Genomic DNA, 19,781 nt, shown 5'->3' with positions numbered 1-19,781 from the left:
CGGTCCCGAAGGGCGGCACCGGCGGTGTTGCTTACTTCTTGATCGAGGCGTTCCAGAAATATGGCCACGGAGCCGGATCGACGCCTTCGAGCTTGATCGACTTCGCCGAGACGGCGTTGAAATCGCCGATCTTCATGAAGGGTGCGTCTGTATAAACGGCCTTCTGGACATCGGCCCAGAGCGCCACGCGCTTCTTCGGATCGACTTCGGAGGTGAAGGCATCGACCGCGGCCTTGCGGGCCGGCGTGTCCCACCAGCCGGGCGAACTCGTCGACAGCGAGCCGATGAGCGCCGGCTCCGGCAAGAAGGGGCTGTGGGTAATGTAGATATCCCAAAGCTTCGGATCGGTGCGACGCTGGGTTAGCGTCGCCCAGTCCACGACCTGCATATCGACGGTGAAGCCTGCAAGTTTCAGATATTCGGCGGCGACCTGCGCCATCTTGTAATGGAACTCGTATTGGCGGCTGGTCAGGATGCGGATCGGCTCGCCATTGTAGCCGGCTTTCTTGGCGGCAGCGGACGCCCCTTCCGGATCGGCGACATTATAGGCGCCCTCGGCGCCGGCATCGGTCGACCAGGCAAAGGACTTCGGGTAGATGGCCCCGTCGAGCGCATAAAAATCCCTGCTGCCGAAGGCCGCCGCCAGCATGTCTTCCATGCTGAGCGCCTGCCGGATCGCCTTGCGCACCTCGACGTTGGCAGCAGCACCTTCCTTGGTGTTGAAGACGAAGACAGGATAACCGAAGGGCTTCAGCATTACCGGTTGCGAGGCGGTCGAGGCTTTCAGCTTGTCGTAGGATTCGACAGGAATCGAGTCGACATAATCATACTGGCCGGAAACGGCGGCCTCGACGCGGGTGTTCGGGTCCGGCACCGGCACAAAGCGGATTTCATCAAGATATTGATGACGCGCGCCGCCATAGCCATCGCTCTCGCCGCTGCGTGGCTTGTACCCATCGAAGCGGACAAGCTGGATATACTGGTCGGCTTTCCGTTCCTTCAGCATATAGGGACCGGTGCCGATGAACTCCTTCATCGGCTCGTCCTGCTTTTCGGACGGGATGATGATGGCCGCCGAATTGTTGAAGGCAAGCAGCGAGGTCAACGGCGCATAGGGCTGCTTCAGCGTGATCGTAACCGTCGAAGGATCGGTAGCCGCGATCTTGTCGATAAAGCCGGCCACCTGCTTGCCCCGCGAGGCGATCTTCATCCAGCGGGTAAGCGAAGCGACCACATCCTCGGACGTCATATCGGTATTGTCGTGGAACTTGACGCCAGTCCTGAGCTTGATCGTATAGGTTTTGCCGTCGGCGCTGATCTCGGGCAGGCTTTCGGCGAGAAGCGGCGTGACGTTCCAGCTCTTGTCGAAAGTGTAGAGCGTCTCGAAAATATGCTGGGTGACGATGCCGACGAGATCGGCCGTCGACGACATCGGATCGAGCGTCGGCGGCTCGCCGATCGTCGCGACATTGATGACGCCGCCCTTTTCCTGGGCAAGCAGGGTCGAAGGCAGGGCGACGAACGCGGTTCCGAGAAGGAATGCGACGAATGTTTTCATATGAGAGCTCCCGATTTAGTTCCACAATTATGTAATTCATCTTTTTGTAACAGAATAGAAGCTGGAGCTATCGTGTCAAGCATGAGTGGTCGATTATGCAGCCGCGGATAGCGCGTTGCCGGAAAAGCACCATCTTCAGCTGCGCTAGTTCTCCGCACGGGGCCTGCGTGGTACGCCAAGTGAGACGACTGCCCTGCGGCAAGATTAAAGGAAGGGAGAAGCGAATGAGCATCGACTTCAATGACGGGAAATGGCTGAACGAGCCGGGCAGCTGGCACGCCGACGAAACCGGCCTGACGATGACGACAGGCGAAAAGACCGATTTCTGGCGCGAGACCTATTACGGCTTCACCCGCGACACCGGCCACTTCCTCGCCTTTCCCACCGGCGACAGCTTCACCGCACAGATCCGCGCCCAGGGCGAATTCCGCACCCTCTACGATCAGGCAGGCCTGATGGTACGCATCGACGAGAGCCGCTGGGTGAAAACGGGCGTCGAATTCACCGACGGAGAAGCCTTCCTCAGCACCGTCGTCACCGACGGAAAGTCAGACTGGTCGGTGTCGCAGCCCTTCAAGGAATTGGAGGATTTCCGCATCCGTGTGACGGTCGCAAACGGCGCCGTGCGCATCCAGGGCTCCCGCGACGGTAGCCGCTGGCCGTTGCTGCGGTTAGCACCCTTCCCGGCTGCCGATCGCTATGAGGTCGGGCCGACAGCCTGTACGCCGGAGCGAAGTGGTTTGAGGGTTCGATTTTCGGAGTTTTCAATCAGCCCGGCGATTACGACGGGGCTGCATGATTTGAGTTAGGCAAAATTGGATGCCGTCAGGATTGCGCTGGGAAGGCCTCCAGCAATGTCCACGCCCAAGGGCAGCCGCTCCGAAATACCGGAATACTCACTTTCGGAGTGACAGCCGCGCCATTCTCTGCGAAAAAGAGCGTGATGAGAGACAGGGGCGTTCGTCGACAGACGGGCTGAGAAGAACCCTTCGAACCTGAACCGGATAATGCCGGCGGAGGGAGTCGCTCGGGGCATCGCCGTAAGAGCAGCGCCCCGCGCCCGCCCCCGCCTGAAAGGGGCACCATGCAGAGCAAGATCACGTCGGGAGCCATGCTGAAGGCGATGCGCGAAAAGCCGCCGCTCGTTCAGTGCATCACCAATTATGTCGCGATGAATATCGCGGCCAACGTCCTGCTGGCCGCGGGCGCTTCGCCCGCCATGGTGCATGCCGCCGAAGAAGCCGGCGAATTCGCCGGCATCGCCAATGCTTTGACCATCAACATCGGCACGCTCTCGACGCAATGGCTCGAAGGCATGCAGGGGGCTGCCAAGGCCGCCAATGCGGCGGGCAAACCCTGGGTGCTCGATCCGGTGGCCCATTACGCCACGGGCTTCCGCCGTGCCGCGTTGGCCGACCTTCTGGAGCTTCGCCCGACGATTATCCGCGGCAACGCCTCCGAGATCATCGCGCTTGCCGGCGGCGAGAGCCGTGCTCAGGGCGTCGACAGCCGCGATCCAGTCGAACAGGCGGAGGGTTCGGCACGGCGGCTGGCGGAGAGGCAGCGGGCCATCGTCGCCGTCACCGGTGCTGTCGATTTCGTCACCGATGGCGCAAGGGCAGTCCGTATTGCGGGCGGATCGGCCCTGATGCCGCAGGTCACCGCGCTCGGCTGCTCGCTCACCTGCCTCGTCGGCGCCTTTGCCGCGACCGCGCCCGAAGATCTCTTCGGCGCGACTGTCGCCGCGCTTGCGACCTTCGCCGTCGCCGGCGAAGATGCAGCGCTCGGCGCCGCCGGCCCGGGCTCCTTTTCCTGGCGCTTCCTCGATGCGCTGGCTGCGATCGACGCCGAAACGCTCGATGCCAGGGCAAGGGTATCGGTCGCATGAAGCGCTTCGACCTTTCGCTCTACCTCGTTCTCGATCCTGATCTCTGCGTCGGGATCGGGATGGTCGAGACCGCGCGCCTTGCCGTTGCCGGCGGCGCGACGATGGTGCAACTGCGCGACAAACAGGCCGGCACGGCCAGGATGATCGAGACCGGCCGCGCCTTGAGAGAGGCGCTCGTTGGAACCGACGCCCTGCTCATCGTCAACGACGATGTCGAGGCGGCCATCGCCATCGGCGCCGATGGCCTGCATATCGGCCAGGAGGATATGGATGCGCGCACGGCGCGCGGGATGATCGGACCCGGGATGATCCTCGGCCTCTCGGTCGAGACCGAGACACTTGCCGCTGCCGTCGATCCCGGTCTCGTCGATTATGCCGGCGTCGGACCGGTGTTTGCGACGCCGACCAAGGCCGATCACAAGCAGCCGATCGGCTTTGATGGGCTTGCTAGGCTGGTGACGGCCTCGCCGGTGCCGTCCGTCGCCATCGGCGGCCTCAAGGCGGAGCATGTGGCCGAAGTGTTTGCAGCCGGCGCCGAAGGGTTAGCCGTTGTCTCCGCCATTGCGGGCACGTCGGACCCCGAAGCGGCCGCCCGCCGCATCGCCGCAGAAATCCGAAAGGTCCGCCCATGATCCGCAACGTTCTCTCCATCGCCGGCTCCGACCCCTCGGGCGGCGCCGGCATCCAGGCCGATCTCAAGGCGTTTTCCGCCCGCGGCGTCTACGGCATGGCGGTGCTGACGGCGCTGACGGCGCAGAATACCCAAGGCGTCAGCGGCGTGCATCTGGTGCCGCCGCAATTCGTCGCCGACCAGATCGATGCCGTCTTCGCCGACGTGCGAGTCGACGCCGTCAAGATCGGCATGATCGCCAATGCCGGCATAGCCGAGGCTGTCGCCGCAGCCCTTGCCGATCGACGGGGAATCCCCATCGTTCTCGACCCGGTGATGATCGCCAAGGGTGGGGTCGCCCTGCTCGCACCCGAAGCGGTCGACGTGCTGACCCGGCGGCTGCTGCCGCTAGCAACCCTCCTGACCCCGAACCTGCCCGAGGCCGCGGCCCTGTTGCACCAGCCGGTCGCGACCAATCGCGATGAGATGGCGGCGCAGGCCGAGCGGCTGCGCGCGCTTGGCCCCGCCGCCGTATTGGTCAAGGGTGGCCATCTCGGCAGCGACGAGAGCCCAGACGTGCTTGCCACGGCCGACGGCCTGCACTGGTTCGAGGCCAGGCGAGTGCCGACGAAAAATACGCACGGCACTGGCTGCACGCTCTCCAGCGCACTGGCCGCCGAGCTTGCCAAGGGCGCATCGGCCGAGCAAGCCGTCGCCATTGCGAAGGATTACCTTGCCGATGCAGTCGCCGCCGCCGGCAGTCTCACTGTCGGCTCCGGACATGGCCCGGTGCAGCATTTTCATGCGCTTTGGAAGCACGGCGAATAACCGATCCCGCCGAAACGCGCAGGCTCAGGATTACGAGAGAAAAACGGCCCGGCCTCCCCCGGGCCGTTTTCATTCGCGCCAGCCGGCGCTGATCCGAAGCTGGGCGCACCGCTCCGTTTGAAAAATCCCCGTTGACAAGGCCAGTTAGATAGCCAAGTCTATGACATTAAACGGATATATATTCCGCTATAAAGGAATACCTGGAGGAGAGACAGGTGCCAGACCTGCTTGTGAGCTTATATTCCAACAGGCTCGCCGACCTGAAAGAGCGGGCCGACAATGTCCGCGCCTCCATTCGTCCGGCTCTTCCTCCAGAATTGCACCTAGTCGTCAACTGGGTTCGCGAACGATTCAGCGAGAAATGGGCAAGCGAGGTTTCGGTTGCTTTTTCCCGCCAACCCGTCGCCTGCCAGATTGCCATCGACGGCGGCAAGCTGCTCGGCTTTGCCTGCTATGACACGACGGCCCGCGGCTTCTTCGGCCCAACCGGCGTCGATCCCGAGGCGCGTGGCAAGGGCATCGGTCTCGCGCTGTTTTCCGCCTGCCTTCAGACGATGAAGACGCTCGGCCATGCCTATGCCTTCATCGGCGATGCCGGGCCTGTCGATTTCTACGCCAGCACCGCGGGTGCGATCGCCATCCCTGCCCCCGACAAGGGCATTTACGAAGGCATGCTGCGAAGCGCGCCGAAATGACCAGCTGATACCGGAGTTCCAGAAGTGTCCTCGACCCCGCTCGCCCTTTTTGTCGGTCTCCCGAACCCTGCGATTTCGGACGACGAATTCGCCCTGTTTCGCGAGACCAATCCGCTCGGCCTGTTCGTCGGCCGGCGCAATCAGCGCGAGCCGGAGCAGACAAAGCGGCTGATCGAACGCTTCCGCGAAGCCGTCGGCCGAGAGGATGCGCCCGTCTTCACCGACCAGGAAGGCGGCCGCGTCCAGCATCTCGACGCCGGTCCCTGGCCGCTCTTCCGCAGCTTCGGCCAGTTCGCCGAACTGGCCCGCCGCGATTTCGATCTCGGCCAAAAAGCACTGCGCCTTTCCTCCCAGGCCATGGGCGCGATGATGACGGAACTCGGCCTTTCCAGCGGCTGCTCGCCCGTTCTCGACCTCGTCTTTGAGACGACGAGTGCGGTCATCGGCGCCCGCTCCTTCGGCCCCGATCCCGACTTCATCGCTGCCCTCGGCCGCGAGGTGGTCGACGGGCTGCTAGAGACCGGCAACATGCCGGTCATGAAGCATATTCCCGGCCACGGCCGCGCCACGCTCGACTCCCACAAGGAGCGTCCGGTCGTGGATGCCAGCCGTGAGACGCTCACCGCCACCGATTTCAAGCCTTTCGTCGCACTGAAGGATACGCCCTGGGCCATGGTCGCCCATGTCGTCTACTCGACCTACGATGCCGAATTGCCGGCATCCGTCTCGCCTGTCATGCACGACGTGATCCGCAAAGAGATGGGTTACGAGGGCGTGCTGATCTCCGACTGCATCTTCATGCAGTCGCTCACGGCCACCTTGCCGGAACGCGTTGCCCAAGTCCTCGATGCGGGCTTCGATATCGCCCTCCACAGCCACGGAGACGTCAGGGAAAGCGAAGCCGCCGCCAAGGCCGCCCGCCCGCTGACGGACGCCGCGCTGAAGCGTATCGCCGCCGGCAAAGCCCGCCTCGGCAATCTCAAGATCGACGTCCGCGCCGCCCATGCCGAGGTGGAAGATATGTTTGCCAGCGTGCCGGCCGCCTGACCGGCAGATCATTTTTCACGCATAAGAAAAGGGGAATGGAACATGAAAAAATATCTATTTGCAGCCGCCGCACTGACGCTGCTTTCGGGATCCGCCATGGCGCAGGCGATCCTGACGGCGAATATCGAACCGGCCACGACCTGGGTTCGCAACTTCAACCCGTTCAACCAGACCTCGGCGCGCCAATCGACGCTCGATTTCATCTATGAGCCGCTGGTTATTTTCAATCGCTTCGACAGCAACAAGCCGGTCTATCGCCTGGCCGAAAGCTTCAAGCTCTCCGACGACCTGAAGAGCATCGACTTCAAGCTGCGCCCGAACCTGAAATGGTCTGATGGCAAACCGCTGACGGCAGCCGACGTCAAGTTCACCTATGATTATCTGAAAAAGTTCCCGGCGCTCGACTTCGTCAGCATCTGGACCTTCGTCACCGACGTGCAGGCCGTCGACGGCCAGACGGTGCGCTTCGCGCTCGCCAATCCGAGCTCGCTTGCTGCCGAGCAGATCTCGCAGCTGCCGATCGTTCCCGAACATGTCTGGAAGGATGTCGCCGATCCTGTCACCTTCGCCAACGAGAACCCGGTCGGCAGCGGGCCGTTGACCGAGGTGCCGCGCTTCACCGGCCAGACCTACGACCAGTGCCGCAACCCGAATTACTGGGACAACGCGCATCTGAAGGTCGACTGCATTCGCTTCCCGCAGCTTGCCGACAACAACCAGATCCTGACGGCGACCGCCGACGGCACGCTCGACTGGGGTGTCTCCTTCATTCCCGATATCGACAACGTCTATGTCGCGAAGGACCCGGCGCATTTCCATTACTGGTATTCGCCGAGCAGCATGGTCGCCTTCCTGTTCAATCTGGAAACGGCGAACGAGAACAATAGAAAGGCCTTCAACGATGTGAAATTCCGCCGTGCTATCGGCATGGCGCTCGATCGCAAGACGATGATCGACGTCGCCGGCTACGGCTATCCGACGCTGAACGAAGACCCCGGCCTGATGGGCGAGCTCTACAAGAGCTGGGCGGATCCGTCCGTCAAGGCCGACTTCGGCAAGTTCGCGACCTATGACGCCGACGCCGCCAAGGCCCTGCTCGACGAGGCGGGCTACAAGGACAAGGACGGCGACGGCTTCCGTGACAATCCCGACGGCAGCAAGATCTCCTTCTCGATCATCGTCCCGAACTCCTGGACGGACTGGGTCGACACGGTCAACATCGCCGTCGAAGGCATGCAGGCGGTCGGCATCGACGCCAAGATCGAAACACCGGAGGAAGCCGTCTGGACCGGCAACCTCATCGCCGGCAAGTTCGATGCGGCGATCAACAGCCTGCCGGCTTCGGCCTCACCTTATTATCCCTACAAGCGCGCCTTCAGCGCTTCGGACAAGGGCAAGACCCGCTTCACCGCGCAGCGCTGGTTCAACCCGGAGGTCGAGAAACTCGTCACCGAATTCACCCAGACAGCAGACCTTGCCACGCAGAAGGAGGCGATGAACAAGGCACAGCGCATCGTCGCCGAAAACATGCCGATGATTCCAGTCTTCAACAATCCGAACTGGTATCAGTACAACACCAAGCGCTTCACCGGCTGGTCGACCAAGGAAAACCCCTTCGTCAATCCGTCGATCTCGCGCACCAATCCGGCACGTCTGCTGAACCTGCTCGCCCTGGAACCTGTGAAGTAAAGCATCATGGTCTCGGGAGCGGTCTTGAAACGCCGCTCTCGTCACGACGGAGTTCCCATGGCTTTCCTGCTTCGCCGCCTCGTCTTCTATATTGCAGCCTTCATTGCGGCAGCGACGATCAATTTCTTTCTGCCCCGGCTGATGCCGGGCGATCCCGTGCAGATCATGTTCTCAAGCGCCGGCACCGAATTGCCGCCGGAAAGCCTGCAGGCGCTGAAGCTCACCTTCGGCTTCGTCGACGGCCCGCTCTGGCGGCAATATCTCACCTATCTCGGCAGCATCTTCACCGGCGATCTCGGTCGCTCGATCAAATATTTCCCGCTGCCCGTCACCTCGGTGCTCGGCCACGCTCTCGTCTGGACCGTCGGCCTGATGGGAACAGCGACGGTCGTCAGCTTCGCGCTCGGCACCTTTCTCGGCATCGTCGCCGCCTGGCGGCGCGGCAGCCGGTTCGACGTCATCGTCTCCGTCGGCGCGATCTTCGCGACCTCGGTGCCAGCCGTCGTCACCTCGCTGATCGTGCTCTTCATCTTCGGCTTCACGCTCGGCTGGTTTCCGAACGGCTATGCCGCCGACCCGTCGCTCGATCCGGCCTTCAGCCTGCATTATATCGGCAGTGTGGCCTATCACGGCATCCTGCCGATGGTGACGCTCTGCACAGTGCTGATCGGCGGCTTCACCGTCACCATGCGCAACAACATGATCAATCTGCTCGGCGAGGACTATATCGTCATGGCACGCGCCAAGGGCCTTTCCGACCGGCACGTGATGCTGTGGTATGCGGCGCGCAACGCCCTGCTGCCGACCGTTTCCAGCCTGGCGATCGCCATCGGCACCATCCTCAGCGGTTCGCTGGTGACCGAAGTCGTCTATAACTATCCCGGCCTCGGCAATATTCTGTACCAGGCGATCCTCGCCCGCGATTATCCAGTCATCCAGGGCCAGCTCCTCATCATGACCGCGACCATGCTGATCGCCAATTTCATCGTCGACGTCAGCTATATCTTGCTCGACCCGCGGCTGAAGGGAGCTTGAGATGAAAAGCCTGCTTCGAAACCGCAAGGCCCTTGTCGGCCTCATCATCATCGCTTTCATCGTCGTCGTCGCGATCGCAGCGCCGCTGCTGACGCAATACGATCCCGCCGCCCGCACCGGCAGGCCGCACCAGCCGCCGTCGCTCGACCATCTGCTCGGCACCACCCGCATCGGCCAGGATGTTTTCGCCCGGCTGCTCTACGGCGCCCGCACCTCTCTTGCCGTCGGCTTCGGCGCCGGGCTGCTGATTACCCTCGCCGGCACCGCGCTCGGCATCATTTCCGGTTATCGCGGCGGCAAGACCGACGAAGTCATCAGCTTCTTCACCAATATGGAGCTCGTCGTTCCCAACCTGCCGCTGCTGCTCGTGCTCGCCGCCTTCATCGGTCAGGCAAGCCCCGTCGTCATCGCCCTCATCCTCGGCGCCACTTCGTGGGCCTGGGGCGCGCGCGTCACCCGCGCCGAGACGCTTTCCGTCAAGCAGAAGGATTTCGTCAAATCGGCCGAGATGATGGGCGAGCCGCAATGGCGCATCATGACATTCGAGATCTTCCCCAACGTGATCTCGATCGTCGGCATCAATTTCATCGGCAGCGTCATCTTCGCCATCATCACCGAGGCGACGCTTGAATTCTTGGGCCTCGGCGATCCCAAAGCGATCTCCTGGGGAACGATGCTCTACAATGCCCAGAAGGCCTCCGCCCTTTCGGTAGGCGCCTGGTGGGATATCCTTACCCCCTGCTTCGCGCTTGCTTTCCTCGGCATCGGCATGTCGCTGCTGAACTTCGCCGTCGACGAGATCGCCAACCCGCGTTTGCGCACCGGCAATCATCTGAAGCGCTGGTCGCTGCTCATCCGTTCCGGGGAGGGCCGCCTTTGACGCAGCCGCTGCTTTCGGTGAGGAACCTCACCATCGATTATATTGGCGAGGAGAAGGATTTTCGCGCCGTCGACGACGTCAGCTTCGATGTCGCGCCCGGCGAAGTTTTCGGCCTTGCCGGCGAATCCGGCTGCGGCAAGAGCACCATCGCCTTCGCCATCAGCCGCCTGCACAGGCCGCCGGCGCTGATCCGCAAGGAGAGCCGGATCCTGCTCGACGGCCGAGACGTGCTCGGTCTCGACCGGCAGGCGCTTGCCGCCTTCCGCTGGCGCGAGGTGGCGATGGTCTTCCAGAGCGCCATGAATTCGCTGAACCCGGTGCTGCGCATCGAGGCCCAGTTTTACGACGTGCTGCATACCCATAAGGGCATGAGCCGAGCGCAAGCCCGCGAGCGCACCGCCGAGATGCTGAAGCTGGTCGACATCGCGCCGGACCGAATGCGCGACTACCCGCACCAGTTTTCCGGCGGCATGCGCCAGCGCATCGTCATTGCCATCTGCATGGCGCTCGATCCGAAGCTGGTCGTCATGGACGAGCCGACGACGGCGCTCGACGTCGTCGTTCAACGCGAAATCCTGCAGCGGATCAACGAGCTACGCCGCAGCTTTGGCTTCTCCGTGCTGTTCATCACCCATGATCTCGGGCTGATGGTGCAGTTCTGCGACCGAATCGGCATCATGCTTGCGGGCAAGCTTGTCGAACAGAACGGCGCCAAGGCGATCTACAGGACGCCGAAACACGCCTATACGAAAAAGCTGTGGGCCTCCTTTCCCTCGCTTCATGGAGGCGTGCTGCTGTGAGCGATGCCATCCTTGCCCTCGACAAGGTGACGAAGACCTTCGGCCACGGCGCCTCCGCCGTTCATGCCGCCCGCTCGATCTCCATTTCGCTGCATGCCGGCCGGGCGCTGGCGCTCGTCGGCGAATCCGGCAGCGGCAAGACCACCTGCGCCCGGATGGCGATGCGCGAATATCAGCCGACATCGGGGCAGATCCTCTTTAAAGGCCGCCCGGTGGAAGGGGCGAGAGCAGATGAGATCGCTCGCTATCGCCGCTCGGTACAGATGATATTCCAGGACCCTTTTGCTTCGCTCAACCCGGCGCATACCATCGCCCATCATCTGAGGCGGCCATTGAAGCTGCACCGGCCGGAGATCAACGGAGCTGAGATCGACATCACGGTCCGCAGACTGCTACAGCGCGTCAGGCTCGATCCCGATCTCGTCGCGCCGAAATATCCGCACGAACTCTCCGGCGGTCAGCGCCAGCGCGTCAATATCGCCCGCGCCCTTGCCGTCAAGCCGGAGGTGATCGTTGCGGACGAGCCGACCTCGATGCTCGACGTCTCGGTGCGCCTGGGGGTGCTCAACCTGTTGAACGAAATGAAGCAGGATATGAATCTCGGCCTGCTCTACATCACCCATGACATCGCCACCGCCCGCTATGTCGCCGAGGATATCGCCGTCATGTATGCCGGCCAGATCGTCGAATGGGGCAGCACCGCCCGAGTGATCGACAATCCGCTGCATCCCTACACAAGACTGCTGCTCTCGGCCGTGCCCGATCCCGATGTCCGCTTCGAAGACCCGAAAGCCCGGCTGAGGCCCGATGAAGTCGAGGATATCCGCCGCCGTTCTGCCGCGCCACGGGATGATATCGTCGAAGTGGAGCAGGGTCACTTCATCCGGATGGTCTAAGATCGGCTCGCTGGCCTCGCTCTTTGCGCTATGCTAGGGACGGTCCCTTTCATGTGAGGCGAAACCATCATGCTGCCCTGGATCCAGCTCGATTCCGCGACCATTCCCGGCGAAGACGGCGAACTCAGGCTGAAGCGGCGCGGCAGCGAATTCTCGATCATGCTCGGCGCCAACGAACTGATGAACAGCCGCCTCAGCGGCTCGGAAGAAGCGCTGGCGACCCTTTCCTGGGAACGGATCAGGACGCATCAGAAACCGAGGATCTTGATCGGCGGGCTTGGCATGGGCTTTACCCTGCGCGCCGCTCTCGCAGTGCTGCCCGAGGATGCCGGCGTCACCGTCGCCGAACTGGTGCCCGCTGTCGTCGCCTGGGCGCGCGGACCAATGGCCGAAGTCTTCAAGGGCTGTCTAGACGACCCGCGCGTCCACCTTCACCAGGGCGATGTCGGCGAGGCGATCCATGCAGGCAAGGCTGCCTATGACGCGATCCTGCTCGATGTCGACAACGGCCCGGACGGGTTGACCCGCAAATCCAATGATCGGCTCTACGATTTCGCCGCCCTTCGCGCCACCCGCGACGCGCTTCGCCCCGGCGGCGTGCTCGCCGTCTGGTCGTCCGGCCCTGATCCCGATTTCACACGCCGTCTCAAGGACAGCGGCTTCTCCGTCGACGTGGTCAATACCCGCGCCAACCGCAAGCGCGGCGCCCGCCACGTGATCTGGCTGGCGGCCAAACCGGCTCGCTGAGACGAGCTCAGCCGCCGGAAGCGATTCTGCGCGCAGCGTTGATCGCCCGGCGAGCGCCGGCGCGCAGTTGCACGGTCTCCGCACCGGCGATGACCAGATCGAATCCGTACTTCAGCAGTTCCCCGGCCCGCTCGCCATCGCCGGCATAGGCGCAGGCGAATTTGCCGTGGGCGCGGCAGCGCGCGACGGCATGCTGCATGGCGCTGTCGATCTCGGCGGCGTTCGGCGCCACCTGATCGCCGTTCGACAGAGCTATCGAAAGATCGGCAGGGCCGACGAAAATGCCGTCGATGCCGGTGACGCCAAGAATGCCGTCGATAGCGTCGAGCGCGGCGCGGGTCTCAACCATGGCGATGGCGACCGTGAGCTCGTTGGCGCTCCTGAGATAGGCATCGGCCGACAGGCCGGTATGGTTCAGCGCCAATGACGGCCCCCAGCTTCGCTCGCCGAGGGGCGGATATTTCGTGGTCCTGACCAGCGCTCGCGCATCTTCGGCCGAATTGATCATCGGCGCGATGATGCCGGAGGCGCCGGCATCGAGCAGGCGCGAGGCGGAAGCGAAATCGCCGACGGGTATGCGGGCGATGGCCGGCTTTCCGGCGAGACGAACCTGAGCGACGGCGTTTGCCGCCGATTGCATATCCCACATCCCGTGCTGCATATCGAGCACGACGGCATCGAAAGCCTCTTGCGCCAAATGGTTGACGAGCATGGCATCGGGGATGCCGACCCAGGCGGAGATCATGCCGCCCTGGTGCTTTCTGATACGGTCGGCAAAACCGTCGATTTCAGCTGCGCTCATGCCATTCTCCTCATTTCGACAGGCCGTCAGCGGCCGGATTTGCCGCCAGACGGCAGCAGCAATTCATCCTCTGCGACGCAGCCGCGAGAGGATGACGATCACCACGATACCCGCTGCGGCCAGAATGGCTCCCCAGAGCATCCAGATCTTTTGAGCGATCATGAAACTGGACGCCGGATAGGGAAAATAGCCGCTTCCCTGCCCGATCCAGATCAGGCCGAGCAAGACCATGAGCAGACCTATGACATATCCGATCGTTCGCATGCTTCAGCCACCTTCGCCATCGATTCGGCCCCACAATGTCGATCGCGATCGCCGATGACAAGGCTTCTCCTGGACAGAACTGCAACCGCCGCTAATCATTTCTCTTCACCGCATCCGCCAGCCAGGCGCTGAGCCTCTCGCTGTGAACGTTTGGAGACCGCGGCGGCACCAGCCAGTAACCGCGGTCGGGCGCCTCCAGCGGTGGACCGGCTTCGACGAGCATGCGTGCCGAAAGAAGCGTATCGACGAGGCCCTTCCAGCCGATCGCCACGCCCTGCTCGCTGAGGGCGGCCTGGATGACCAAGGAATAGGTATTGAAGCTGATATCGCCGCGCCCGGCGTTGATGTCGCGCAGGACCGAGAATTCGGCAAAGTAGCTGCGCCAGTCGAACCAGGGCGATGGCAGAGGCCCGTCAAGATGGATCAGACGCGCCTTTGCGAGCTCTCTTGGATCGTCGAGGGGGCCGTTGCGATCGAGAAATCCGCGCGTGCAGACGGGCACGACCCTCTCCGGCAGCAGGAGCGTACCGACGGCTGCAAATTCCTTACGGGTACCGAAAACCACCGCGAAATCGGCTTCATCGCGGAATCCGGCCGCAAGCCTCTGCGTCGCAATGATCTGTATGTCCGTTTCTGGATGCAGAAGGCGAAACCTCTCCATCCGTGGTATCAGCCAAAGTGCCGAGAAGGCATAGTCTGTCCTGAGCCTGACGACCGGTCTTTGCGCCTCGATCTGAAAACTGCGGGCGAGTGCATCGATGTCGCCGACTGCCTTGGCGGTCACCGCGAGAAGGCGCTCGCCTTCCGCGGTCAGCTCAACGCCACGATGCTGGCGGCGCAGCAGGCTGACACCGAACTGTTCTTCCAGCCGGCGGATCTGGTAGCTGACCGCCGGCTGGGTCAGCCCGAGAAGCGTTGCAGCCGCCGAAAAGCTTCCCAGTCGCGCGACTTCAACGAAAAGGCGCATCCATCCAAGCTCAGGCGGGTGTTCTGCCATAAAAATCCCTTTAGGCAGCTATCGAAAAAAGCTGCCTTTACAGGCGCAATGATAGGCGCTTCAATAAAATCTTCAAATAGCAAAAGGCAAATTATATGGCGCGCCCGAATATCCTCATTCTCATGGTGGACCAGTTGAATGGGACCTTGTTTCCCGATGGTCCGGCCGATTTCCTTCATGCGCCGCATCTGAAATCCCTGGCCGAGCGCTCGGTGCGCTTCGCCAATACCTATACGGCAAGCCCGCTCTGCGCGCCGGCGCGGGCGTCCTTCATGTCCGGACAGTTGCCGAGCCGGACGCGCGTCTACGACAATGCCGCCGAATTCGCCTCCGACATTCCGACCTATGCCCATCATCTGCGCGCCGCCGGTTACCAGACCGCACTGTCAGGCAAGATGCATTTCGTCGGCCCCGATCAGCTGCACGGTTTCGAAGAGCGCCTGACGACGGACATTTACCCCGCCGATTTCGGCTGGACGCCCGACTACACCAAGCCCGGCGAGCGCATCGACTGGTGGTACCACAATCTCGGCTCGGTCACCGGCGCCGGTGTGGCCGAAATCACCAACCAGATGGAATATGACGACGAGGTCGCCTATCACGCTACGCGAAAACTCTACGATCTCTCCCGTGGCCATGACGAGCGCCCCTGGTGCCTGACCGTCAGCTTCACCCATCCGCACGACCCCTATGTCGCGCGCCGCAAATTTTGGGATCTCTATGAGGATTGCCCGGCTCTCGACCCTGCGGTCGCGCCGATCGCCTATGATCGACAGGACCCGCACTCGCAGCGCCTGATGAAAGCCTGCGACCATGATGCTTTCGACATCAGCCGCGAACAGATCAGGCGGGCAAGACGCGGCTACTTCGCCAATATCTCCTATGTCGATGAAAAGATCGGCGAAATCCTCGACGTGCTCGAACGCAGCCGCATGGCCGACGACAACACGATCATCCTCTTCGTGTCCGACCATGGCGACATGCTCGGCGATCGCGGCCTCTGGTTCAAGATGAACTTCTTCGAAGGATCGGCACGTGTTCCATTGATGATCGCAGCGCCCGGCTGGGCGCCGAAGCGCATCGACCAGCCGGTTTCCACCCTCGACGTGACGCCGACGCTCGCCGGCCTCATCGGCATCGACATCGCCTCGCTGAAGCCGTGGACCGAGGGCTGGGATCTCGCCCCGCTTGCCCAGGGCACCGGCAGCCGCGGCCTCGTGCCGATCGAATATGCCGCTGAAGGTTCCGAAGCGCCGCTCGTCTGCCTGAGGGATGGGCGATACAAGCTGTCGCTCTGCGAGAAGGACCCGCCGATGCTGTTCGACCTCGAGGCCGACCCGCAAGAACTCGACAATCTGGCAGCCGACCCGGCGCATGCCGACACTTTGGCGCGGCTTGTCGAACAGGCCGGGCAGCGCTGGAACCTTGGCGATTTCGACGCAGCCGTGCGCGAAAGCCAGGCGCGACGCTGGGTGGTCTATGCAGCGTTGCGCAACGGCGCCTACTATCCCTGGGACTACCAGCCGCTGCAGAAAGCCTCGGAGCGCTACATGCGCAATCACATGGATCTGAATGTGCTGGAGGAGAGCCAAAGGTTCCCGCGTCAGGAATAAGCGCGAAGTCCTTGGACTTTAAGCCGTCCTGCGCTCTGGCGCCTCGCGCAGAAAATCCTCGATGAATTGTTTTTGAAGCAGGATCCCGTCCCATTCATCGGCGAAGAACGGCGAGTCATAGATGAGCGTGAAAGGCCCGGCGTAACCCGCCTTCTCGCACATCTCCAGGCACTTGCGGTAATCGTCAGCATCGAGACCTGCAGGGCCGTAATCGGCCTTGGCGTGGCAGATTTCCGCCCGGCGCATGATATCGGCAAGACCTTCGTACTTGGCGGGTGCCGACCAATTGCCGAGGTCGCCGTTAAGGCCGACATTGCCGTCCAGCCGCTCCAGCAGCCAGTTCATCTCCACCGGCGACGGCAGCAGGTTGAACCAGTTCTCGACAACGACGCGCACCCCACTGCCTTTGGCCTTGTCGGCCAACCAGTTCAGATGGCGGGCAGCGCGAGCAAGGTTTTCCTCCGTCGGCTTCTGCTTGCCGGCAATGACGCGCATCCTTTGCGCCCCGAGCGCCGCCGCGATATCGATCCATTCTACCATCCATCTGACATCGCGTTCGGCCGTTTCGGGATGGCTTGGATCGCCGTCCTCGATCAGCAGGGTCTGGAACAGCACGTTCGAGGCCGCCATCGCGTCGCTGAGTTCAGTTAGATAAGCGGCATCAAGGCTCGGCAGATGGAAGGAGCAGACTTCCAGCCGGTGGATACCACGCGCAGCGAGCGCCGCCGGCATGTCGATCAGCGCCGCACCGCCGGGGCCGTAGGGCTCTTTGGGCGCCGCACTTTTATCGGGATCGGGGCTATAGCCATAAACGGCGCCGAGCAGCCGATGCAACGACCAGGTCGAAACCGCCAAGCGTCCGTTCTGCAAAACCTGCACGTGCGTTCCTCCAGGATCTCCTCATCCATCAATGGCAATAAAAACCCGGTGCTTCAATTGCCAATTCAGACGAAATCGCCGCGGACCACCGCCTCGGCGGCAAGTGCCGCCCCCAGCAGCGCCTCATCGCGATTTGCGGTCGCCGAAAGAAGCAAACCGACCGGCATGCCTGCTACACCCGTCCCGCAGGGGATGGAAACGCCGCACCAGTCGAGGAAATTGCCGAGCGCGGTGTTGCGCAGCGTCTTGTTATTCGCAGCGAAGAAGAGTTCATCATCCTCTTCCAGCGGCGCGATCGGCGGAGCGACATGGGCGACCGTGGGAAAGGCGATCAGACGATTGCCAATGAGACGGTCGGTATCGGCGATCAGGCGGCTGCGCGCCTGCAGCATCGCGATGTAATCGGGCGCCGTCGTCCTGCTTCCCAAGCGAGTGCGCATGACGACGCGATGGTCCATACGCTCTGCGTCCGGTCCCGCCAAACGCTCCCGGTGAAGGGCGAAAGCCTCCGCCGTCACCAGCGGACCGTATCTTGTCATAAGATCGAAAATTTCGTTGAAGGCGGGAATGACCGTGCGGGAAACAGCGGCGCCCGCGCTTTGAAGGCGTTCCAAAGCTGCCTCGAAAGCCTCGACAACGCCTGGTTCCGCCGCATCGAAAACGATATTTTCGGGCACGAGCAATTCCAGCCCCCGCAGCGGACGCTCGACGACATCGGGCGCGGTCAGGCCACGCATCGCCGCATCGATCCACACGGCATCCCTGACGCTGCGGCAGAGCGGCCCCAGCGAATCGAGGCTTTTTGCCAGCGGGTAAACTCCATCGATCGTATAACGGCCACGTGTCGCCTTGTAGCCGACGATTCCGTTGAACGCAGCGGGAATGCGCACCGAGCCGCCGGTATCCGTGCCCATCGCGACAGGCACCAACCCGGCTGCGACGGCAACACCGGCGCCAGAGGAGGAGCCGCCGGGGACGCGCGGGAGATCGGTGCCGCGCGGATTGACCGGCGTGCCGTAATGCGGATTGATGCCCAGACCGGAAAAGGCAAATTCGCTCATATTGGTTCGGCCTATGGCGACCATGCCAGCCTGCCTGAGAAGACCGACGACCGCCGCATCACGGCCGGCGGGTGCGTCGGAAGCCAGGACGATTGACCCCGCCGTCGTCGACAGGCCTTCAATGTCGAAAAGATCCTTCCAGGCGATCGGAATGCCGTCCAACAAACCGAGCGAGCGCCCTTCCCGCAAACGTTTGGAGCAGGCGCGCGCCTCTTCCATCGCCCGACCTTCGAGCAGTGTGGTGAAGACCGCCTTGTCGGCATAGTTCGCTATGGATTCGAAAACCGTCTCGGCCACATCGACCGGATCGGCGGCGCCGCCTTGAATGAGGGCGGAAAGCTGGGCGACCGACATCGCGCCGAAGGATTTGCTCATGGGGTGGACCTTATGAGAGATGCGGTCAATGACTAACCCGGATCATTCCGGCGAGCCAGAGCTTCACGATATTTTGCATTTATTGGTACGAATTTTTGAACACTGAGTTTGAAAATTGCCCCTTCAATTGCCACGATTGAAGACACACATGCATGCACGCATGCCGAGCCGGTTCGACGCGAGGGTGAGAGTTTACTCTTTGACCGGCCGCATGTGTTGCAGGAGTAATAAAATGACAGATTGTGAAACTTTAAGCCGTCGCCAGGACATGGTGACCCTCCACGTGAAAGAGGACGAATCTCTCGGTCCAGGCGAGCGTGACTATGTGGAACATGTCAGCGCGCAGAAACTTTCCGGTTTCGAGCGCATCGTGGTGGTCGCAGCGTTGGTTGTCTTGAGCTTTATTGGTTTTGCCGCATATTCTTCCAGTGTGACGGATCCGGTGACGACATCGGCCATTGCCGCCACCCCTGGCGATACGCCGCATCATCAGCCTTACGGCCATTGCCGTGACAGCAGTCCTTATGCTGAACGGGTCTGCTGACAGCAAGCCGACTACCCCGGGCGACATTGTTGTTCGCCCAGGGAGAAGTTTCTTCGCCGGGCATGGAGCCCCTCTGGCTCAAGCTGCGTTGACAGCAAAAGGGAAAGAACCATGGCCGGCAAGATCGATTACAATCTCGAACGTTTCGTCAATGCTCAAAACGGCGTCTACGAGCAGGCGCTTTCCGAGCTGAAGACCGGACGGAAAACGTCTCATTGGATGTGGTTCATCTTCCCGCAGATCGCTGGGCTCGGCACTTCTGCAATGGCGGAAAAATATGCCATACGCTCGGCCGGGGAAGCGGCCGCCTATCTCGCCGATCCCACGCTCTCAAGCCGGCTGCTGCGCTGCGTCGAGGCTCTTTTATCGATCGACGGCCGATCGGCCCATGACATCCTCGGCTCGCCTGATGATCTCAAGCTGCGCTCATCGATGACCTTGTTTGCAGCGATCAGCGATCACGGGTCGCCCTTCCACCGGGCGATCGACCGTTTTTATCAAGGAAAATTCGACGAGCGGACGATCGAGATCCTCAGCGCCAAGGACTAGAGCGGTTCAGCTTTTCACGGAAGC

The 19,781-nt window shown here is 62.2% G+C and carries 21 protein-coding genes and 1 riboswitch; of the genes, 15 read left to right on the top strand and 6 right to left on the bottom strand.

Going from position 1 to position 19,781, the window contains the following annotated elements; genetic code table 11:
- Positions 1-31: 31 nt before the first annotated feature.
- Entirely contained in the window at positions 32-1,558 is a 1,527-nt protein-coding gene (locus NXC14_RS27360; protein WP_085781135.1) for an ABC transporter substrate-binding protein, read from the bottom strand.
- 224 nt (positions 1,559-1,782) lie between these two features.
- Between NXC14_RS27360 and NXC14_RS27355 the strand changes: the two genes are divergently transcribed.
- The 12 genes from NXC14_RS27355 to NXC14_RS27300 all read left to right on the top strand — a co-directional run bounded on the left by NXC14_RS27355 (position 1,783) and on the right by NXC14_RS27300 (position 12,673).
- Entirely contained in the window at positions 1,783-2,367 is a 585-nt protein-coding gene (locus NXC14_RS27355) for a DUF1349 domain-containing protein (protein WP_085781134.1), read from the top strand.
- Positions 2,368-2,500: 133 nt separating this feature from the next.
- A riboswitch (TPP riboswitch) is annotated at positions 2,501-2,597 on the top strand.
- A gap of 45 nt (positions 2,598-2,642) precedes the next feature.
- Positions 2,643-3,446, top strand: a complete 804-nt coding sequence (gene thiM / locus NXC14_RS27350; protein ID WP_085781133.1) for a hydroxyethylthiazole kinase — start codon at positions 2,643-2,645, stop codon at positions 3,444-3,446.
- Positions 3,443-4,078 (top strand): thiamine phosphate synthase, encoded by a 636-nt coding sequence (thiE, locus tag NXC14_RS27345; RefSeq protein ID WP_085781132.1) that lies wholly within the window; start codon positions 3,443-3,445, stop codon positions 4,076-4,078. Before thiM ends, thiE begins: the two co-directional genes overlap by 4 nt.
- Positions 4,075-4,884, top strand: coding sequence for a bifunctional hydroxymethylpyrimidine kinase/phosphomethylpyrimidine kinase (gene thiD / locus NXC14_RS27340; RefSeq protein ID WP_085781131.1), 810 nt, complete (start codon positions 4,075-4,077; stop codon positions 4,882-4,884). Before thiE ends, thiD begins: the two co-directional genes overlap by 4 nt.
- A gap of 215 nt (positions 4,885-5,099) precedes the next feature.
- Positions 5,100-5,579 (top strand): GNAT family N-acetyltransferase, encoded by a 480-nt coding sequence (locus NXC14_RS27335; RefSeq protein ID WP_085781130.1) that lies wholly within the window; start codon positions 5,100-5,102, stop codon positions 5,577-5,579.
- 24 nt (positions 5,580-5,603) lie between these two features.
- Entirely contained in the window at positions 5,604-6,626 is a 1,023-nt protein-coding gene (locus tag NXC14_RS27330; protein WP_085781129.1) for a glycoside hydrolase family 3 N-terminal domain-containing protein, read from the top strand.
- Positions 6,627-6,668: 42 nt separating this feature from the next.
- Positions 6,669-8,315 carry an ABC transporter substrate-binding protein gene (locus tag NXC14_RS27325; RefSeq protein ID WP_085781128.1) on the top strand — a complete coding sequence of 549 codons (1,647 nt, stop codon included), beginning with the start codon at positions 6,669-6,671 and terminating at the stop codon, positions 8,313-8,315.
- A gap of 57 nt (positions 8,316-8,372) precedes the next feature.
- Positions 8,373-9,350, top strand: coding sequence for an ABC transporter permease (locus tag NXC14_RS27320; RefSeq protein ID WP_085781127.1), 978 nt, complete (start codon positions 8,373-8,375; stop codon positions 9,348-9,350).
- 1 nt (position 9,351) lies between these two features.
- The gene (locus NXC14_RS27315) at positions 9,352-10,230 is read left to right on the top strand and encodes an ABC transporter permease (RefSeq protein WP_085781126.1); all 879 of its coding nucleotides are present in this window, start codon (positions 9,352-9,354) and stop codon (positions 10,228-10,230) included.
- Positions 10,227-11,030 carry an ABC transporter ATP-binding protein gene (locus NXC14_RS27310; RefSeq protein ID WP_085781125.1) on the top strand — a complete coding sequence of 268 codons (804 nt, stop codon included), beginning with the start codon at positions 10,227-10,229 and terminating at the stop codon, positions 11,028-11,030. Before NXC14_RS27315 ends, NXC14_RS27310 begins: the two co-directional genes overlap by 4 nt.
- Positions 11,027-11,926, top strand: a complete 900-nt coding sequence (locus NXC14_RS27305; protein WP_085781124.1) for an ABC transporter ATP-binding protein — start codon at positions 11,027-11,029, stop codon at positions 11,924-11,926. The genes NXC14_RS27310 and NXC14_RS27305 overlap by 4 nt, the downstream gene beginning before the upstream one ends.
- Before the next feature lie 69 nt (positions 11,927-11,995).
- Positions 11,996-12,673, top strand: coding sequence for a hypothetical protein (locus NXC14_RS27300; protein WP_085781123.1), 678 nt, complete (start codon positions 11,996-11,998; stop codon positions 12,671-12,673).
- A 7-nt stretch (positions 12,674-12,680) separates the two neighbouring features.
- Here NXC14_RS27300 and NXC14_RS27295 read toward each other — a convergent pair whose 3' ends face one another.
- From NXC14_RS27295 to NXC14_RS27285, 3 genes are all read right to left on the bottom strand, one after another.
- Complete coding sequence (locus tag NXC14_RS27295; RefSeq protein ID WP_085781122.1) at positions 12,681-13,475, bottom strand: aldolase/citrate lyase family protein; 795 nt, start codon at positions 13,473-13,475, stop codon at positions 12,681-12,683.
- 63 nt (positions 13,476-13,538) lie between these two features.
- Positions 13,539-13,739, bottom strand: a complete 201-nt coding sequence (locus NXC14_RS27290; RefSeq protein WP_085781121.1) for a hypothetical protein — start codon at positions 13,737-13,739, stop codon at positions 13,539-13,541.
- Between the two features lie 91 nt (positions 13,740-13,830).
- Entirely contained in the window at positions 13,831-14,736 is a 906-nt protein-coding gene (locus NXC14_RS27285; protein ID WP_085781120.1) for a LysR family transcriptional regulator, read from the bottom strand.
- A 95-nt stretch (positions 14,737-14,831) separates the two neighbouring features.
- Here NXC14_RS27285 and betC point away from each other — a divergent pair, with 95 nt between their 5' ends.
- Positions 14,832-16,349 (top strand): choline-sulfatase, encoded by a 1,518-nt coding sequence (gene betC / locus NXC14_RS27280; protein ID WP_085781119.1) that lies wholly within the window; start codon positions 14,832-14,834, stop codon positions 16,347-16,349.
- An 18-nt stretch (positions 16,350-16,367) separates the two neighbouring features.
- On the opposite strand, the gene NXC14_RS27275 is transcribed toward betC, so the two are convergent.
- Together NXC14_RS27275 and NXC14_RS27270 are read right to left on the bottom strand one after the other, a co-directional pair.
- Entirely contained in the window at positions 16,368-17,228 is an 861-nt protein-coding gene (locus NXC14_RS27275; RefSeq protein ID WP_085781118.1) for a TIM barrel protein, read from the bottom strand.
- A 65-nt stretch (positions 17,229-17,293) separates the two neighbouring features.
- Positions 17,294-18,664: an amidase gene (locus NXC14_RS27270; RefSeq protein ID WP_085781117.1), complete on the bottom strand. Its 1,371-nt coding sequence runs from the start codon at positions 18,662-18,664 to the stop codon at positions 17,294-17,296.
- Between the two features lie 268 nt (positions 18,665-18,932).
- Here NXC14_RS27270 and NXC14_RS27265 point away from each other — a divergent pair, with 268 nt between their 5' ends.
- A complete protein-coding gene (locus NXC14_RS27265; RefSeq protein WP_198175577.1) occupies positions 18,933-19,208 on the top strand; it encodes a hypothetical protein in 276 nt (91 codons plus the stop codon).
- A 111-nt stretch (positions 19,209-19,319) separates the two neighbouring features.
- Positions 19,320-19,757: a DUF1810 domain-containing protein gene (locus tag NXC14_RS27260; RefSeq protein WP_085781115.1), complete on the top strand. Its 438-nt coding sequence runs from the start codon at positions 19,320-19,322 to the stop codon at positions 19,755-19,757.
- Positions 19,758-19,781 lie beyond the last annotated feature (24 nt).

The organism is Rhizobium sp. NXC14, assembly GCF_002117485.1.
Classification (GTDB): domain Bacteria; phylum Pseudomonadota; class Alphaproteobacteria; order Rhizobiales; family Rhizobiaceae; genus Rhizobium.
This window is presented reverse-complemented; position numbering and strand designations above follow the sequence as displayed.

What these genes read in the sequence shown, in the direction of transcription:
- NXC14_RS27360 (WP_085781135.1), bottom strand. Translation starts at nt 1,558, where the DNA reads ATGAAAACATTCGTCGCATTCCTTCTCGGAACCGCGTTCGTCGCCCTG.
- NXC14_RS27355 (WP_085781134.1), top strand. Translation starts at nt 1,783, where the DNA reads ATGAGCATCGACTTCAATGACGGGAAATGGCTGAACGAGCCGGGCAGC.
- thiM (WP_085781133.1), top strand. Translation starts at nt 2,643, where the DNA reads ATGCAGAGCAAGATCACGTCGGGAGCCATGCTGAAGGCGATGCGCGAA.
- thiE (WP_085781132.1), top strand. Translation starts at nt 3,443, where the DNA reads ATGAAGCGCTTCGACCTTTCGCTCTACCTCGTTCTCGATCCTGATCTC.
- thiD (WP_085781131.1), top strand. Translation starts at nt 4,075, where the DNA reads ATGATCCGCAACGTTCTCTCCATCGCCGGCTCCGACCCCTCGGGCGGC.
- NXC14_RS27325 (WP_085781128.1), top strand. Translation starts at nt 6,669, where the DNA reads ATGAAAAAATATCTATTTGCAGCCGCCGCACTGACGCTGCTTTCGGGA.
- NXC14_RS27320 (WP_085781127.1), top strand. Translation starts at nt 8,373, where the DNA reads ATGGCTTTCCTGCTTCGCCGCCTCGTCTTCTATATTGCAGCCTTCATT.
- NXC14_RS27315 (WP_085781126.1), top strand. Translation starts at nt 9,352, where the DNA reads ATGAAAAGCCTGCTTCGAAACCGCAAGGCCCTTGTCGGCCTCATCATC.
- NXC14_RS27300 (WP_085781123.1), top strand. Translation starts at nt 11,996, where the DNA reads ATGCTGCCCTGGATCCAGCTCGATTCCGCGACCATTCCCGGCGAAGAC.
- NXC14_RS27295 (WP_085781122.1), bottom strand. Translation starts at nt 13,475, where the DNA reads ATGAGCGCAGCTGAAATCGACGGTTTTGCCGACCGTATCAGAAAGCAC.
- NXC14_RS27290 (WP_085781121.1), bottom strand. Translation starts at nt 13,739, where the DNA reads ATGCGAACGATCGGATATGTCATAGGTCTGCTCATGGTCTTGCTCGGC.
- NXC14_RS27285 (WP_085781120.1), bottom strand. Translation starts at nt 14,736, where the DNA reads ATGGCAGAACACCCGCCTGAGCTTGGATGGATGCGCCTTTTCGTTGAA.
- betC (WP_085781119.1), top strand. Translation starts at nt 14,832, where the DNA reads ATGGCGCGCCCGAATATCCTCATTCTCATGGTGGACCAGTTGAATGGG.
- NXC14_RS27270 (WP_085781117.1), bottom strand. Translation starts at nt 18,664, where the DNA reads ATGAGCAAATCCTTCGGCGCGATGTCGGTCGCCCAGCTTTCCGCCCTC.
- NXC14_RS27265 (WP_198175577.1), top strand. Translation starts at nt 18,933, where the DNA reads ATGGTGACCCTCCACGTGAAAGAGGACGAATCTCTCGGTCCAGGCGAG.
- NXC14_RS27260 (WP_085781115.1), top strand. Translation starts at nt 19,320, where the DNA reads ATGGCCGGCAAGATCGATTACAATCTCGAACGTTTCGTCAATGCTCAA.